The following is a 13,945-nucleotide window of genomic DNA, read 5'->3' on the forward strand; positions in this document are numbered from 1 at the left end:
TTTCCTCAGAGCAGCTTGGCGGCGCCGCCGCGAAGGCGAAGCGCGGCGAGCGTGAGCAGCAGGGTGGTGAGCAGGAGCAGCGCGATCAGGTCTGCCGCCAGGGGCGCCGCACGGGACGGCTCGGCAAAGGCGAAGCGCGGCAGCCCGCCGTCATAGTCGGCGAGGGTCATCAGACGACCGCTGTCCATCCAGTCGAAGGCGAGCCGCCGCGCCGCGCCGGCGAATTGACGTGCCTGATCCTGGAAGGCGATGGCTCGCGTAGCGTCGGTGCCGGCGATCCGGTCGAGCGCGTCCTGCGCGATCACCGCCGGAGACAGGAAACGCAGCCCCTCCGCCAGCCCGCGATGCGCATCCCGTTGGCCGGCATGGGCGCGGTGGATCGGGCCGAGCCGCGCGTCTCGCTGGGCGATCTCGCCGCGGCTGTGCCAGAGCGATGCGGGGTAGAGGTTGCGCGGCTCGCCCGTCGCGGCGACGCGCGCGGCGGCGGCGTTGGCGGCGCGGACTTCGAGCCCGGCGGTGCGGATCGCGTTGGTGTACGCCATGTCCGATGGCGGCGGTGCCGATAGGTCCGCCGCCGCGGCGATCGCGCCGGGAAGCAGCACGACGATCGCGAGCCATGCCGTGCCGCTCGCCAGCGCCGCAGTGGTCGAGGCGCGGACGACCAGGTTGATCAGGCTGGTGAGCGCGATCCAGAACGCCCCGTACGCCAGCACCACTGCGGCGAAGCGCGCCAGGTCGCCGGCATCGCGCGCGCCGGTCAGCAGAAGCGCGGCGACTGCGATCAGCACGGCTCCCACCAGCAGCGAGCCGCCGCGGACGACCGCGCGCGCAAGAATCAGCTGCCCCGGCGTTACCGGCTGGGCGAGCTGGAACCGCGCGCTGCCATTCTCGACGTCGCGCGACCAGAAGTCGTATGTCGCGGCGATCAGCAGCAGCGGCAGGAGCACGACGATCACGAAGGCGAGGTCGAACCGCCCCGCGGCAAGCACCGACGGGCTCTCCAGCCCCGCCATATGCGCGTCGAAGATCGTGTACGGATCGAGGAACGGCGCGATGCTGGCGGCGGCCGGATACCCCTCGGCCTGTCCCGCCGAGACCGCGGCGAGCGGCGCGCCCGGCAGACCGGCGCGGAACGGCAGCGCGGTTGCGTAGATCAGCCCGAAATTGGGCTGTTCGCCTTTGGCCAGCGTCGCTGCGAAACTCTCGCGCCGCTTGGCCGTGATCTCGGCGGCCTCGGCGACCGCCTGGTGCACCGCGCTCTCGCGCGACTCCGCCCAACGCGCACCGGTGAAGGCGGCATAGCAGGCGAGCAAAGCGAACAGCACCAACGCGATGCGCAGCACCGGATCGCGCCAGGCGCGGATCCCTTCGAGTTGGGCGATGGTCATGCGCTGGCCTTTCCAAGGCGGCGCGCGGCCGCGAAAGCGAGCAAGGTGGCAAAGCCCGACCAGAGCGCGAGGATCGCCAGGTCGATCCAGTGCCGGTCGAGCGCCTCGTGCATCTGCGGTGCGGCCGGGGCGAACTTGGCGTCGCGCGTGATCGCGGCGACATCGGCAAGGTACAGGCCTTCGCTGCCGTCCTTCGGGCGGTGGATGATCGCGCGGTTGAGCGTCTGGACCAGCGCGTAGCGGAAGCCGTCGGCCTGTTCGAGGAAGCGGCGATGCGCGTGCTGGTCGCTCTGCGCCAGCGCCGCCGACCAGGGCCGGATCGCCTGGAAGGGCGAGAGCAACGCAAAGCCGCGCTGGATCGCGGCTTGGCTTTCGTATCCGTCATAGAGCGCGGCGAATTCGCGGCGATAGATCTGGGTCGACAAAGCCTCGCCGTGGAACAGCGACACGCCGTTGAAATCGACCGGCAGGTCCTCGATCCGCGTCACGCCATAGCGCTTCATCGTGTCCTGACGCAGCCGTTCGAGCCGGGCGTCGCGTGGATCGTGCCCGCTCGGGCCTTCGAGCACGGCCTTGGTTACCGCGGCCTCGAACGCCGGTCCCGACAGCGTCGGCGCGAGCGCCTCGGCCGCCGAGGGCGCGATCCGCGGCACGAACAGCGTCGCCATCGCCCAGAAGCCGAGCAGCACGACGAGCGCGGTCCGCGCCGACGCGAACGCCGCCGAGGCGGCGAGCGTCAGCGCGGCGAAGGCGAAGAGATACAGGCCGTAGCCGAGCAGCATCCACAGCAAGGCAACGAAATCCGCCGCAGCGCCCCCGGCGAGCCACAGCGACGCCGACCCGGCGACGCCCGCCACCAGCGGGAGCAGCGCGACGGTGGCGCCGAGCCCCGCCAGCCGCCCCGCCATCAGTGCGGTGGGCGCAACGCCCGCGGCAAGCTCCTGGCGCAGCAGTCCGCGCGCGCGCTCGCCCGAAAAGGCGGCGAAGCCCGACAGGATGACGAGCAGGGGCGCGAGCATTTGGAGCATCGTCGCCGGGCTCAGCCCGCTGAAGCGATCGAGCGCGGTGCCGCCGTCGATCGCCCGGCTGCGCGCCGGATTGTTGGCGTGCGCCTCGAGCTTGAGCGACGTACCGAGCTGGGGCAGCAGCCCCGGGTCGATCGTCGCCAGCGGCGATACCGGCTTGAACAGATAGCGCCCGAAATGCGCGGCGCCGTGCGGGTGGGCGGGCCCCTGCGCCGCCCAGACGCGCGCCTCCTCGGCCTGGGCGAGGCGACGTTCGCCTTCGCGCGCGCCGTGGAGCGCGGCGGCGGCGATCGCCGCGGCGGCGAGCGCGAGCAGCAATGCCGCCCCCAGCACCGCGAGCCGGCGGTCGCGCACCAGCAGCCGCCATTGCTGCCCCGCAATGACGGGCAGGAGCCCGGCCATCAGTAGTTCGCCCGCAGCGTCAGCAGGAAATTCCGCGGCTCGCCGTAGAAATTGTACGTGTTGATCGATCCGACGCGCTGGAAATAGACCTTGTCGAACACGTTGTTCGCGCTGACGAACGCCCAGACATTGGGGCTGAACCGCCAGCCGAGCAGCGCACCGGCCACCGCGAACGGCGCCTGCTCGCGGACGCCGGGCACGCCGCCGGCCACCACGCTGCTCTGTCCGTTGACGCTGACCGCCGCAAACGCGCCGCCGAGCACCGCCGGTTCGTAGCGCGCATAGAATTTATACTGGTGGCGCGGCGTGTTGAGGTCGAAGACCGCGCCGGTCTGCGCCGCAGTGCCGACCTCGAACTGCGTTTTCACATTGGTGTAGCTCGCGACCAGGTCTAGCCCGGCGATGGGATTGCCGGTGACTTCCAACTCCAAACCTTCGACCTTGACCACGCCGGCCTGGACGAAGAAGCCGGGATTGGCGGTGTCCTGGAGCGCGCGGTTCTCGTCCTTGCTGCGGAACACCGCGGCGCTGGCGTTGAGCTTGCCCCCCAGGAAGCGGCCCTTGAGCCCGGCCTCATATTGGTTGCCCACGCGCGGATCGAGCACCGTGCCGTCGGCGCGTAGCGCTGTCTGGGGATTGAAGATATCCGAATAGCTGCCGTAGAGCGTGACGTTCTCGGCCAGATGCAGCACCGCGCCGATGCTCGGGGTGAATTGCCCGCGCGCGCGGGCGCCATCGACGAAATCGGTGACCGGCGAGGGCGCGATCCCCCGCGTCTTATTAGTATAGTCGCTGATCCGCCCCCCCGCGACGACGGTGAGTCCATCGAAGGGTCGCAGCCGAAGCTGGGCGTGGAAGCCGCTCTGCTGCAGGTCGGTCTCGCTGCCCGAGGTGTAGATCGCCGGCGCGAGCGGGATCGCATCGGGGTTGAGGATCGAATAGCGGCCGACCGAAGTCTGGCTGCGCGCGAGGAACGAGGTCGTCCGGTTGTCCCAGCTATAGCCGACCGCCAGCTCGTGCTCGCGCCCGAACAGCGTGAAGGGCCCAGTGGCGTAGGTATCGACTGCGGTCTTGCCGTTCACGCCGCGGCTGCGACGGTTCACGTAATGGGCGGTCAGCGTGTCGGGATCGACCCCGGTGCCGGGCTGGATGAACGCGTCTTCCCAGGCGCGCGGGATATCGCGATGGAGCGCGCGCACGACCACCGACCAGTCGCCGATCTGCTGCTTCACCTCGCCCGCATATTCGGTCGTGGTCTCGGTGAAGCGATTGCTGCTGGGCAGATGCTGGAAATCGCGCGGAAGATCGAGGAACTGGTCGGTCAGCGGATGCCGCGTCCCATTGGCGTGCAGGCCATAGGCCGGCTGGCCGTTCATCGGCGTATTGGCCTTGGTGTCCTGATAGCTGAGCGACGCCCCGATCGTCGTCGTCGAGGTCAGATCGAAGTCGAGCGCGCTATAGGCCGTGAGCTTGCGCGTGTGCGACTTGGCCTGGAAGAAATCACGGTCGTGCAGCGCGCCAACCGCGCGCAGCCGCAGCCGCCCGGCCGCATCGACCGGCCCGCCGATGTCGAATTCGCCGCGATAGTTGTTCCACGACCCCGCCGAGAACGCCGTGGAGGCCGCGAACCGGTCTTGTCCGCGCTTGCGGATCAGGTTGATCGTGCCGCCGGGCGAACCAGACCCGCGGAACAGACCCGTCGGCCCACGCTGCACTTCGAGCCGTTCGTAGATCACCAGGTCGAACTCGGGCACGCCCGACGAGAAGGTCGAGGGCACACCGTCATAGGCGTAATCGAGCACGAAGCCGCGCGCGCGGTAATCGGGATTGGTGCCGTCGAACGGCATCACCGTGACGCCGGTCACCTGCTGGAGCGCCTCGCCGATGGTGAAGAGGTTGCGGTCCTCGATCTGCGCGCGCGTGACCACGCTGATCGACTGCGGGACTTCGATCAGCGCCGCCGGGGTCTTGCCGGCGACCGCGGCCTTTTCTGGCGCATAGCTGTCATCCTCGCGGATGCCGGTAACGACGATGTCGGAGCGGTGCGCGGCGTCGCTGTCGGCGGTCTGTGCGAGCGCGGGCATGGCAAGCAGGGGCAGGCCGAGCATCAGCCCGGTTCGCACGGATAGGTTCTTCAAAACGACCCCCATATAGATTCGCGTGACAATATATCATCGCGCATATGGTCGGTTTGCGGGATGCGCAAGCCTCATTGCCGGCCGCAACGAAATCCCTTTAAATCAAGGCATATTTAACCGAGAAAACTACTCCGCCTCGAAAGCCCTGCTGATGAATCGATGCAGAAAGCTTTTGTGTGCATCGCGCTGCAGCGGCTGTGCAGGCACCGGCATCGAGAAATGCCTGGCGGCGCGAGGAATTGCGAATTGCGATCCAGCTCGATGCGATTAGGGCTAGCGAGCGCGACGCCTCCGCGGGGGTGCCGCTTCGGCAGGCTCGGCGCGGATCATCCAGCTATGGTTCTCGACGATCGTCGCGGGCACCGGCCTCCCCCGCGCATCGCGCGACGGCCGGAAGCGGAAGCGCGCCTCGATCAACCGGCACGTCGTCGCATCCAGCTCAGCGCTGCCGCTCGATCGCGTGATTTCGCAGTCGCGCACTCGACCATCGGTCCACACCAGATATCGCACCCCTACGGTGCCGCCGATCCCGGCCTCCGCCGCGCCGTCCGGATAGTCCGAATCCTTCAGCCCTCCCCGCACCCAGCGCGGCGGTGTCTCCGCCCCGCCATCGCCGCTGCCGTCCCCCTCGCCACCGCTACCGCGCCCGTCGCCCTCGCCGCCGGCACCCGTTCCGGGCCCAAGTACGTCTGCACTCCCCGCGGATGGATCGCTGCCCGTCCCCGCGACCGGCGCCGCGATCACCGGGTTCGGAACCGGCAGGGGAATGACCGGGATCGGCGCGACCATTTCGGTGGGCTCGGAGCGGATATTGGGCGGCGAGGCTGCGCCTTCGGGCCGGCTGCTAGGCACTCGATGCTCCTGGAGCTTTTCGCGCGGCGGCGGGGGCGGCTCGGGCCCGACGTCGAAGGTCGTGAGCGCTTCATCGGGGGGAGCGCCCCGGCTGAGGGCAAGGCCCAGCACCAGCGCATAGCCGAGCGCCGCGGTCAGCCCCGCCGCAACGGCGGCCCCCCTGGCCCGCTGCCCTCGCGTCGATCCTCCATAGTCCATTGCCGCAACCGCCATTTGCCGAACCCGGCATAGCAACGTGCGGCGCAGCGTCAGGGATGCACGCGCCTTAGCCGAAGTCCACCGACTCGAAACGGACCGGCGCGCCGATCGCCGCCTCGGCAAGCTGCCCGTCCCACATCACCCGATTGCCGCGGATGATTGTCCCCAGCGGCTTGCCTGTCAGCGTCATGCCCGTAAACGGCGACCAACCGCAGCGCGAGGCGAGCCATTCGTCCTTGATCGTCCAACGCGCCTTGAGATCGACCACCGTAAAGTCGGCATCATACCCCACGGCTACGCGGCCCTTGCCGGCGATCCCGAAGATCCGATGCGGCCCCGCGCTGGTCAGGTCGATCAGCCGCTGGAGCGTCAGCCGCCCCTCGGCGACATGGTTGAGCATCAGCGGCAGCAGCGTCTGCACGCCGGGCATGCCGCTCGGGCTCGCCGGATACTCTCTGGCCTTTTCTTCGCGGGTGTGCGGCGCATGATCCGATCCCAGCACGTCGGGTACGCCCTGGCGCAGCCATTCCCACAGCCCGTCGCGGTGCGCGCCCGACCGGATCGGCGGGTTCATCTGCGCATAGGTGCCCAGCCGCGGATAGGCGTCCTCGCCCGCCAGCGTCAGGTGCTGGGGCGTGACTTCGCACGTCGCGATGTCCTTGTGCTGTCCGAGCAATTCGAGTTCGGCCGGCGTGGTGACGTGGAGCACATGGATCCGCCGCTTGGCCTCTCGCGCCAATCGCAGGATGCGCCGCGTCGCCAGGATCGCGCTCTCATCGTCGCGCCACACCGGATGCGACGACGGATCGCCCGCCACGCGCGCGTCCGCCCGCGCGTTCATCCGGTCCTCGTCCTCGGCATGGATCGCCACCCGGCGATGCCCCGAAGCGAGCACCCGCGCCAGATTGGCATCGTCCGAGACCAGCAGGTCGCCGGTCGACGCGCCCATGAAGATCTTGACCCCCGCCGTCCCCGGCAGCCGCTCGAGCTCGGCGAGGGCCGCGGCATTGTGATTTGTCGCGCCGACATAGAAAGCGTGGTCGCACCACATCCGCCCCTTGGCGCGCGCCAGCTTGTCTTCGATCGCCTCGGCGCTGTCGGTATTGGGCTTGGTGTTGGGCATCTCGAATACGGCAGTCACGCCGCCGAGCACCGCCGCGCGGCTGCCGCTCTCGAGATCTTCCTTGGCCTCGAGCCCAGGCTCGCGGAAATGGACCTGGCTGTCGATCACCCCAGGCAGCACGTCGAGTCCGGTGCAGTCCACCGTCTCGCCGGCATCGCCCACGGTGCCGATCGCCACGATCCGCCCGTCGCGCACTCCGACATCCACTTGCGCCGGGCCGCCGGGCAAATGCACACGGCCACCGGTAAGCTTGAGATCGACGGTCATCACTGCCTCTTTCGTCTTGCCTGCCCGCCCCCTACCTGTTCGCCATGGCCGACACCACCCCCGCAACCCGCCTCCCCGAGCGCGCGCTCCTCCGCATCGCCGGTGAGGATGTCCGCGGCTTCCTCCAGGGTCTGGTCACCCACGACATGGCAGCGGTCACGCCCGATACGCCGCGCTGGGCCGCCTTGCTCACCCCACAGGGAAAGGTCCTGTTCGATTTCGTCCTCTGGGCAGACGGCGACGCGATCCTGGTCGATTGCGAGGTCGAGCAGCGCGAGGCCCTTGCCCGCCGCCTCGCGATTTATCGCCTCCGCCGCCCGATCGCGATTGAGCCGGTCGATGGCGCCGTTCACTGGTGTCCCACCGGCGACCGGGGCGTTCCTGATCCGCGCCTCGCCGCGCTCGGTCGCCGCTGGCTCGGCCCGGCCGAGGGCGAATCGGCGATGGGCTGGCTACACCACCGCCTCAATCTCGGCGTCACCGAAGGCGCTGCCGAGCTGGGCCAGGACAAGACCCTCTGGCTAGAGGCTAACGCCGCCGAGCTGAACGGTGTCAGCTTCAGCAAGGGGTGTTATGTCGGCCAGGAAAACACCGCGCGCATGCACTATCGCGCCAAGGTCAACCGCCGCCTGGTCGTCGCGCCGCTGAAGGAGCCAGGCGACCGCACCCGCGCAACCTATCCCGAACTCGGCCTGATGGTCGAACTCCGCCGCGTCGAAGCGCTCGGGGACGCGGCCATCACCGACTGGCTCTCCGCCGCGCTCGACGCGGCCCCGCCCGCCTGATCCGCGAAGCACTTGCGGTTCGCCTGCGACAGCCAGCGGACGATCATCGCCTGCGCCTGCGGCGAATATGCGAGGTCGTGTCCTGCCCCGGGCACCAACATCAGCCTCGCGTTTCGCGCGGTTCTCGCGAGCATGATGCTTTGCCGCGCGGGATTAGCCGGTCGCGGTGCCGCGGAGAGGAGAGTCGGGGATCGTTGCCCGAGCGATCTTGGTACGATTGTCGAAACTATCGCGCAGCAGCATCCGCACGGGCGGGCAAGGGTAGGGTGGCGCCACGACATCGGGCATGCTCGTGAACCCCGATACCAGCACCAATCCGGCAACTGACGCGCCTGCCGCGATTTCGGTCGCCACACCCGATCCAAGCGGATTGCCGATTAAGACGACGCAGCGCGAAACGACTCCGCGACCCTCCAACCACGCCAGCGCTGCGCGCCCGTCACGATACGGGCCCTGCTCGCTGGGGCCACCCGGATTTCCCGCATATCCGCGATACTCGACCAGCAGTACGCCATAACCGGCCTGGGTGATCGCCCGCGTCGCGGCCTCGGCGCCAGTTAGGCTGTCCCCATTTCCGTGGAAGGACAGGATGGTGGGTCGCGCACCCGAACCGGCCCGCCAGGCAGCCGCGAGGCGAAGGCCATCTTCGGTGTCGAGTTGCACCGCCGAAAAACCCGCCAGCGGTGCCGCGCTCGCATCGCACGGCGCCGGGAACAGCAGCGAACGCTGCAGGAGGAACAGCGCCAGCAACATCGATAGATAGAGTGTCGCCAAGGCGGCGGCGAGATACAAGCTAATCCGGCCGGCCGTCATCGCCAGCTTCCACAGAACACCGCGGACAGTCCACAAAGGAAAAGGGAGGCCGGTTTCCCGACCTCCCCTTGTTCGTTGCGGTTCCGAAAAACCTGCGTGGCTTACTGACCCGAACCCGGGCCGTACATGATCTCCACGCGACGGTTCTGGAGCTCGCGGACGCCATCGGCGGTCTCGACGCGCGGGCGGCTTTCGCCGAACGCTTCGGTCGAGATGACACCGTCCGAGATGCCCTTGCCTGTGAGATAGCTCTTCACCGAGTCAGCGCGACGCTGCGACAGGCCAACGTTGTAGCTCGCCGAGCCCGACTTATCGGCGTGGCCGGCAAGCATGACCTGCGCGTTGCCGCAGTTGGTGTAGTTGTTGACGGCGTTGTCGAGGATGCTCGCAGCCTCCGGCGTGATGTCCGACTTATCCCAGTCGAAGAACACGATGTACGGTCCAGGGGTGCAACGCACGACTTCGGGAACCGGAGTCGGTGCGGGCTCGGGCGTATAGACCGGTGCCGGAGCGGGTTCCGGAGCCGGGACGGGCTCAGGCTCGGGCGCACCGAAGTTGAACACCAGGCCGCCCATGATGCTGTGCGAACGGAAACGGCCATACCACTGACGACCGCCGATATCGACGAGCTCGACGCCCGGCGCGTTGAAGAAGCGATACTTCAGCGACACGTCGATGTTGTCCGAGATCGGCGCGCGGATACCCGCGATCGCCTGCCAGGCGACGACGGTGTCCGAATCGTTCAAACCGTCGCCGTTGCCGTTGAGCGCGAGGCGGCTCTTGACGCGAGCAACACCGAGGCCCGGGCCGACGAAGCCCTGGACGCCGTCGTCATCACCGAAGTCCCACAGCGCATTGACCATGAAGCTCAGTGCCGAAGTGCGGCCGCCGGCGCCGTCATAGGTGCCAGCCGGTGCGAACACGGTCCCGCCGGCTGCATTCACGGCCGGGAAGGTGGTGGTCGAACGCAGACCGGTCACGCTGGCCGCGCGATAGCCGACTTCGGCTTCAAGGCGGACTGCACCCAGGTCGTAGCCGACGGTCCCGCCGACGTCATAGCCGGCCTTGTGGTCGACGGTGGTGCTGTCGATGGTCGCACCGACATCCCAGTCGATGTCTTCGACGAGCATGGCGCCGCCCTCGACACCCACATACCACGCATCGTCGCGTGCAAGAGCGGGCGTGCTGAGCGCGGTCGTCGCAAGTGCCAGAGTTACGGCAAGCTTCCGCATATTAATCCCCTTTCAAAGTTGTCACTACGGACAGCGACAAACTCACTACCGAAACGAAAGTTTCTGCGCAAGCGCACAAAACCAAGGACTGTTGCAGGAACGTCACAGGTTCAGCCGTTGCCGATCAAACCATGGGTACGCATTGCTTCCAGCACCGAAACGATCGCCGCCCGCGCTTCGGCATCAACCGTCATGCCACCCGTCGGTTCCACGATCGATTCACCGCGAGCGCCAACCACTTGATCGCCCTCGACAAAAACTTTCCCATGGACCTCGCCGAGCCGCCATTCGCCCCCGGAGAAGCGTGCCGATCCCGAATTCTCGTCGCGCCAAACAGACATGCCCTCGTGCGGAGACACGAAAATCCAGCCCGCGCTTGTCCATCCCGCAATCGCGTGCGCGTGCCCGGCCCAAGTGCCGCTCGGCGCTGCACCGACGATCCAGCATGCTCCCAGCGTGGGACTGGCCGGCGGGGTGTCGATACCGGCAGCGACGACGGCGCCCTGCACAACCAGGTCGAGCAGCGCCGTCGCGTAGAAATGCACGAACGGCTTGTTGCTGTACGGATCGCGCAGGATCTGCGTCTCGCCGCGCTCGGCGATCAGATACCCCGCCTTGAAGTTGCCGAAGGCGATCGACAGGCTGTTCGCGGCGATGTCGGGCATGTCCTCGGCCTCGACCACCGGATAGCCGAGCAAGGTCGCCGGCTGGCCGATGCTCAGCGAAGGCTGCCACAGGAACGCCCCGTCGACCGTCTTGAACTTCCGGATCCGCGCCAGCGTGGCCGAATTCATCACCCAACTCGCCCCCTGGCGATACGGCGCGCGGAGACTCTGGACCAGGTCGATCAGTTTCTCCTCGGGGTTTGCCGCGAACGCCCCCGCCGCGCCACTCGCCAGGTACTGCACCGTCCCGAACGCGCGCGCGCCGTCCCCGGTCGCCGCGGTCGGCGAGGCGAGGAAGCCCTTGGGCTTGTTGGTGCCGTTGCCGTTGACGAACGCCGAGCCTTCCGCGGCGGCGAACTCGCGCGCGATTTCCTGCGCCAGCCATTGCTCGACGTCGAACGCCGCATCGTCGAGCATCGCCTGGCTTGCCGCCGGGTTGGCGTAGAGGTCGCCGCTCGGCGGCGCGACTTCGTTGAACACCGGCGTCGCCGTTTCGGCGCGCGCCGCGGTCTCCGCCGCCCAGCCCGAGGCGATCCCGCCGCTGGTCACCAGCTTCCGATACCCGCTCGACCCGACCTTGACGACATTGGCGATCGCCCGGATCGGCGACACTGCCTTCAGCGTCGAATCGATCAGGCTGTCGATCTCCTCGGGCACCGCATAGCCGCCCGCGGCGTCGCTCGTCCCCGACATCGCCTTCATCTCGACCCCGCCGCTGCCGGCACGCAGGAACCCTTCGAACGCCGCGCTCCCCAGCGGCCGTCCGCCCGCCAGCACCGGCCGCACCGGCGGCAGCCCGGCCGCCTGCACCGCCTCGAAGCTCGCCTCGAGCGCATCCATGTTCACGTCATCCATGTCCGTCTCCCGTCCACGCGAAAAAGCCCGGACGGGACACCCGCCGGGCTGCAAAATTCCATTCGTCAGATGACTTCGACTGGCCGAAGCGCGGCGATTACGAGCCGGAGCTAGTCGAGCATTCGCCATTCCGGGGGAACACCGCTCGCGCAGCACTCCAACGCTTCCCGCAGCGCGTTGTCGAACGTATCGTCCTCGTCCATGCCGAGTTCGGCAGCAATCGCCTCCAGCGCCGGCAACAGCGACGCATCCGCCACGATAGCGGCAGCCTCCAGAACCATCGAATTGACCCACTCGCTTTCGAGCAGCGCCGCGACGCGCGGCAGAGCCGCCATCCGGTCGCGGATGGCCACGCCGATCAGCGCTTCCAGGCTCGCCTCGTGATGCGGATCGTCCATCCCCGCTATGAGCGCCGCGCGAACCTCCGGCGTGTCGAGCTCGGATTGCTGCAACAGGCATAGCGCCCAGTCGCGATTGGCCGCATCGGCATCCCGAGTCAGCGAGATCAGTTTCGCAGCCCTCCAATCCTCCGCCGGCCCACCGGACAGCGGCAGGTCGCGACGAAGAAGATCCTGTAAGAACCCGGACGGGGGCACATAACGCGCGTCATCGGCAGTCATACCCCGACTCTCGCAACTTGCTGCGATGGTTTGCGAGCGGTGACCCCCGCGGCGGCCGCTGAGTCGGGCATGCGAAACCTCGGTTACTTTTGCTCCTGCCCTGCTATTTGGCTCTCCATGCCCGCCAATCCGATCCACTTCGCCGATCTCGGCCTGTCGCCGGTCGCGCTCGACCTCGGCTTCTTCCAGCTCAAATGGTATGCGCTGAGCTATCTCGCGATGCTCGGCCTCGGCTGGTGGTATCTCCGCCGCCTCGTCGCACAGCCCAATGCGCCGATGACCAAGCCCCAGGTCGATGACGCACTCACCTATGTCGGCCTCGGCGTCATCGTCGGCGGGCGGCTCGGCTATTGCCTGTTCTACCAGCCCTCGATCTGGCTCCAGCCGTGGAAGGTGCTCCAGCTGTGGAACGGCGGCATGTCGTTCCATGGCGGGCTGATCGGCGTGCTGGTCGCAATCGCACTGTTCGCCCGCGTCCACCGCCTCAACCTCATCCGCGTGCTCGACTATCTCGCCTGTGCCGCACCGTTCGGTCTGATCCTCGTCCGCCTCGCCAATTTCGTGAACGGCGAGCTTTACGGCCGGCCCTCCAACCTCCCCTGGGCGATGGTTTTCCCCGGCAGCGGCGACGGCGTCCCCCGCCACCCCAGCCAGCTCTACGAAGCCGCGCTCGAGGGCGGGCTGATGATGCTCGTCCTGCTCTGGATGTTCTGGCGCACCGACGCGCGCAACCGCCCCGGCCGCCTCGCCGGCACCGGCTTCCTGCTCTACGGCACCGCGCGCTTCTTCCTCGAGCTCACCCGCCAGCCCGACAAGGGCCTCGAGCACCTGTCCTGGGGCCTGACGATGGGCCAGACCTTGTGCGTGCCGATGATCGTCGCGGGCGCCTGGCTGCTCATCCGCTCGGCGCGACCGCATGCACCCGCGCCAGCGGCTGCATCGGGCGCGTCACCAGGCTGACCTCGACCAGCTCGAGCCCGGTGATCTCGCGCCGCGCCCCGCCGCGCGCCGCGGTCACGCGATAGCCGAACGACAGCCCGGTCACTGCCCCGCGCGCCACTGCCTCGGCCAGCTCGGGCGCCGCGACCCGGCCGATCACCCGCAGCCCGCGTCTGTCCTCGCCGATCGCCTCGATCGTCCCTACCGGCGCGCCTCCATGCTGCCACAGCAGCGGCACCGGCGCGGCCCGCCCGAACGCCCCGCGCCGCACCACGTCGCCGCCGCGATCGGGCACGTCGAACACCGCGGCATAGCCCGCAAACCGCGTCATTTGAGCCACCCGGGAAACCCCAGTTTCACCGCCAGCCCGACCAGCACCAACGCCGCGACCATCCGCCCCGCCCAGGAGAATGCCGCCTTCAATGCCGAGCGCTTGGCGTCGCGCCACGCCCCCAGCAGCTCGCGCAGCTCGGCCATGTCCTTCGCCGCGCCGACATCCTCCAGTCCCAGCCGCGCCAGCGCGCGCTGTGCACTCGCCTCGCCCGCCTCTTCCGCGATCGCCCGCAGCGTCGCCAGGTCGGCGCCGTCTTCCTTCGCCTGCTCGATCAACTGCGCGAGCACTGTTTCGTTACGCATGCTACTC

General features: G+C 68.4%; 13 protein-coding genes. 2 read left to right on the top strand and 11 right to left on the bottom strand.

What is annotated here, in order from left to right; all coding sequences use genetic code 11:
- Positions 1-5: 5 nt before the first annotated feature.
- The 5 genes from RZN05_RS15055 to RZN05_RS15075 all read right to left on the bottom strand — a co-directional run bounded on the left by RZN05_RS15055 (position 6) and on the right by RZN05_RS15075 (position 7,393).
- Complete coding sequence (locus RZN05_RS15055) at positions 6-1,388, bottom strand: ABC transporter permease subunit (RefSeq protein WP_317227384.1); 1,383 nt, start codon at positions 1,386-1,388, stop codon at positions 6-8.
- Positions 1,385-2,815 carry a DUF3526 domain-containing protein gene (locus tag RZN05_RS15060; RefSeq protein WP_317227385.1) on the bottom strand — a complete coding sequence of 477 codons (1,431 nt, stop codon included), beginning with the start codon at positions 2,813-2,815 and terminating at the stop codon, positions 1,385-1,387. Before RZN05_RS15060 ends, RZN05_RS15055 begins: the two co-directional genes overlap by 4 nt.
- Positions 2,815-4,953 (bottom strand): TonB-dependent siderophore receptor, encoded by a 2,139-nt coding sequence (locus tag RZN05_RS15065; RefSeq protein WP_317227386.1) that lies wholly within the window; start codon positions 4,951-4,953, stop codon positions 2,815-2,817. The genes RZN05_RS15060 and RZN05_RS15065 overlap by 1 nt, the downstream gene beginning before the upstream one ends.
- 273 nt (positions 4,954-5,226) lie before the next feature.
- The gene (locus tag RZN05_RS15070) at positions 5,227-6,018 is read right to left on the bottom strand and encodes an energy transducer TonB (protein ID WP_317227387.1); all 792 of its coding nucleotides are present in this window, start codon (positions 6,016-6,018) and stop codon (positions 5,227-5,229) included.
- Between the two features lie 52 nt (positions 6,019-6,070).
- Positions 6,071-7,393, bottom strand: a complete 1,323-nt coding sequence (locus RZN05_RS15075) for a dihydroorotase (RefSeq protein WP_317227388.1) — start codon at positions 7,391-7,393, stop codon at positions 6,071-6,073.
- A 44-nt stretch (positions 7,394-7,437) separates the two neighbouring features.
- Here RZN05_RS15075 and ygfZ point away from each other — a divergent pair, with 44 nt between their 5' ends.
- A complete protein-coding gene (gene ygfZ / locus RZN05_RS15080; protein ID WP_317227389.1) occupies positions 7,438-8,178 on the top strand; it encodes a CAF17-like 4Fe-4S cluster assembly/insertion protein YgfZ in 741 nt (246 codons plus the stop codon).
- Positions 8,179-8,331: 153 nt separating this feature from the next.
- On the opposite strand, the gene RZN05_RS15085 is transcribed toward ygfZ, so the two are convergent.
- The 4 genes from RZN05_RS15085 to RZN05_RS15100 all read right to left on the bottom strand — a co-directional run bounded on the left by RZN05_RS15085 (position 8,332) and on the right by RZN05_RS15100 (position 12,363).
- Positions 8,332-8,991 (bottom strand): alpha/beta hydrolase, encoded by a 660-nt coding sequence (locus tag RZN05_RS15085; protein ID WP_317227390.1) that lies wholly within the window; start codon positions 8,989-8,991, stop codon positions 8,332-8,334.
- 101 nt (positions 8,992-9,092) lie between these two features.
- Complete coding sequence (locus RZN05_RS15090; RefSeq protein WP_317227391.1) at positions 9,093-10,223, bottom strand: OmpA family protein; 1,131 nt, start codon at positions 10,221-10,223, stop codon at positions 9,093-9,095.
- Positions 10,224-10,333: 110 nt separating this feature from the next.
- Positions 10,334-11,743 carry a phage major capsid protein gene (locus RZN05_RS15095; RefSeq protein ID WP_317227392.1) on the bottom strand — a complete coding sequence of 470 codons (1,410 nt, stop codon included), beginning with the start codon at positions 11,741-11,743 and terminating at the stop codon, positions 10,334-10,336.
- A 110-nt stretch (positions 11,744-11,853) separates the two neighbouring features.
- Positions 11,854-12,363 carry a lyase gene (locus tag RZN05_RS15100; RefSeq protein WP_317227393.1) on the bottom strand — a complete coding sequence of 170 codons (510 nt, stop codon included), beginning with the start codon at positions 12,361-12,363 and terminating at the stop codon, positions 11,854-11,856.
- A 117-nt stretch (positions 12,364-12,480) separates the two neighbouring features.
- Between RZN05_RS15100 and lgt the strand changes: the two genes are divergently transcribed.
- On the top strand, positions 12,481-13,323 hold the full coding sequence (gene lgt / locus RZN05_RS15105; RefSeq protein WP_317227394.1) for a prolipoprotein diacylglyceryl transferase: 843 nt from the start codon (positions 12,481-12,483) through the stop codon (positions 13,321-13,323).
- On the opposite strand, the gene RZN05_RS15110 is transcribed toward lgt, so the two are convergent.
- Both RZN05_RS15110 and RZN05_RS15115 read right to left on the bottom strand, forming a co-directional pair.
- Positions 13,259-13,633, bottom strand: a complete 375-nt coding sequence (locus tag RZN05_RS15110) for an HK97 family phage prohead protease (protein WP_317227395.1) — start codon at positions 13,631-13,633, stop codon at positions 13,259-13,261. The two genes, lgt and RZN05_RS15110, sit on opposite strands and share 65 nt — an antisense overlap.
- Entirely contained in the window at positions 13,630-13,938 is a 309-nt protein-coding gene (locus RZN05_RS15115) for a DUF6127 family protein (protein WP_317227396.1), read from the bottom strand. Before RZN05_RS15115 ends, RZN05_RS15110 begins: the two co-directional genes overlap by 4 nt.
- Positions 13,939-13,945 lie beyond the last annotated feature (7 nt).

It is taken from the genome of Sphingomonas sp. HF-S4 (genome assembly GCF_032911445.1).
Lineage (GTDB): Bacteria > Pseudomonadota > Alphaproteobacteria > Sphingomonadales > Sphingomonadaceae > Sphingomonas > Sphingomonas agrestis.

Coding starts and splice junctions, on each gene's coding strand:
- RZN05_RS15055 (WP_317227384.1), bottom strand. CDS start 1,388: ATGACCATCGCCCAACTCGAAGGGATCCGCGCCTGGCGCGATCCGGTG.
- RZN05_RS15060 (WP_317227385.1), bottom strand. CDS start 2,815: ATGGCCGGGCTCCTGCCCGTCATTGCGGGGCAGCAATGGCGGCTGCTG.
- RZN05_RS15070 (WP_317227387.1), bottom strand. CDS start 6,018: ATGGCGGTTGCGGCAATGGACTATGGAGGATCGACGCGAGGGCAGCGG.
- RZN05_RS15075 (WP_317227388.1), bottom strand. CDS start 7,393: ATGACCGTCGATCTCAAGCTTACCGGTGGCCGTGTGCATTTGCCCGGC.
- ygfZ (WP_317227389.1), top strand. CDS start 7,438: ATGGCCGACACCACCCCCGCAACCCGCCTCCCCGAGCGCGCGCTCCTC.
- RZN05_RS15085 (WP_317227390.1), bottom strand. CDS start 8,991: ATGACGGCCGGCCGGATTAGCTTGTATCTCGCCGCCGCCTTGGCGACA.
- RZN05_RS15090 (WP_317227391.1), bottom strand. CDS start 10,223: ATGCGGAAGCTTGCCGTAACTCTGGCACTTGCGACGACCGCGCTCAGC.
- RZN05_RS15095 (WP_317227392.1), bottom strand. CDS start 11,743: ATGGATGACGTGAACATGGATGCGCTCGAGGCGAGCTTCGAGGCGGTG.
- RZN05_RS15100 (WP_317227393.1), bottom strand. CDS start 12,363: ATGACTGCCGATGACGCGCGTTATGTGCCCCCGTCCGGGTTCTTACAG.
- lgt (WP_317227394.1), top strand. CDS start 12,481: ATGCCCGCCAATCCGATCCACTTCGCCGATCTCGGCCTGTCGCCGGTC.
- RZN05_RS15110 (WP_317227395.1), bottom strand. CDS start 13,633: ATGACGCGGTTTGCGGGCTATGCCGCGGTGTTCGACGTGCCCGATCGC.
- RZN05_RS15115 (WP_317227396.1), bottom strand. CDS start 13,938: ATGCGTAACGAAACAGTGCTCGCGCAGTTGATCGAGCAGGCGAAGGAA.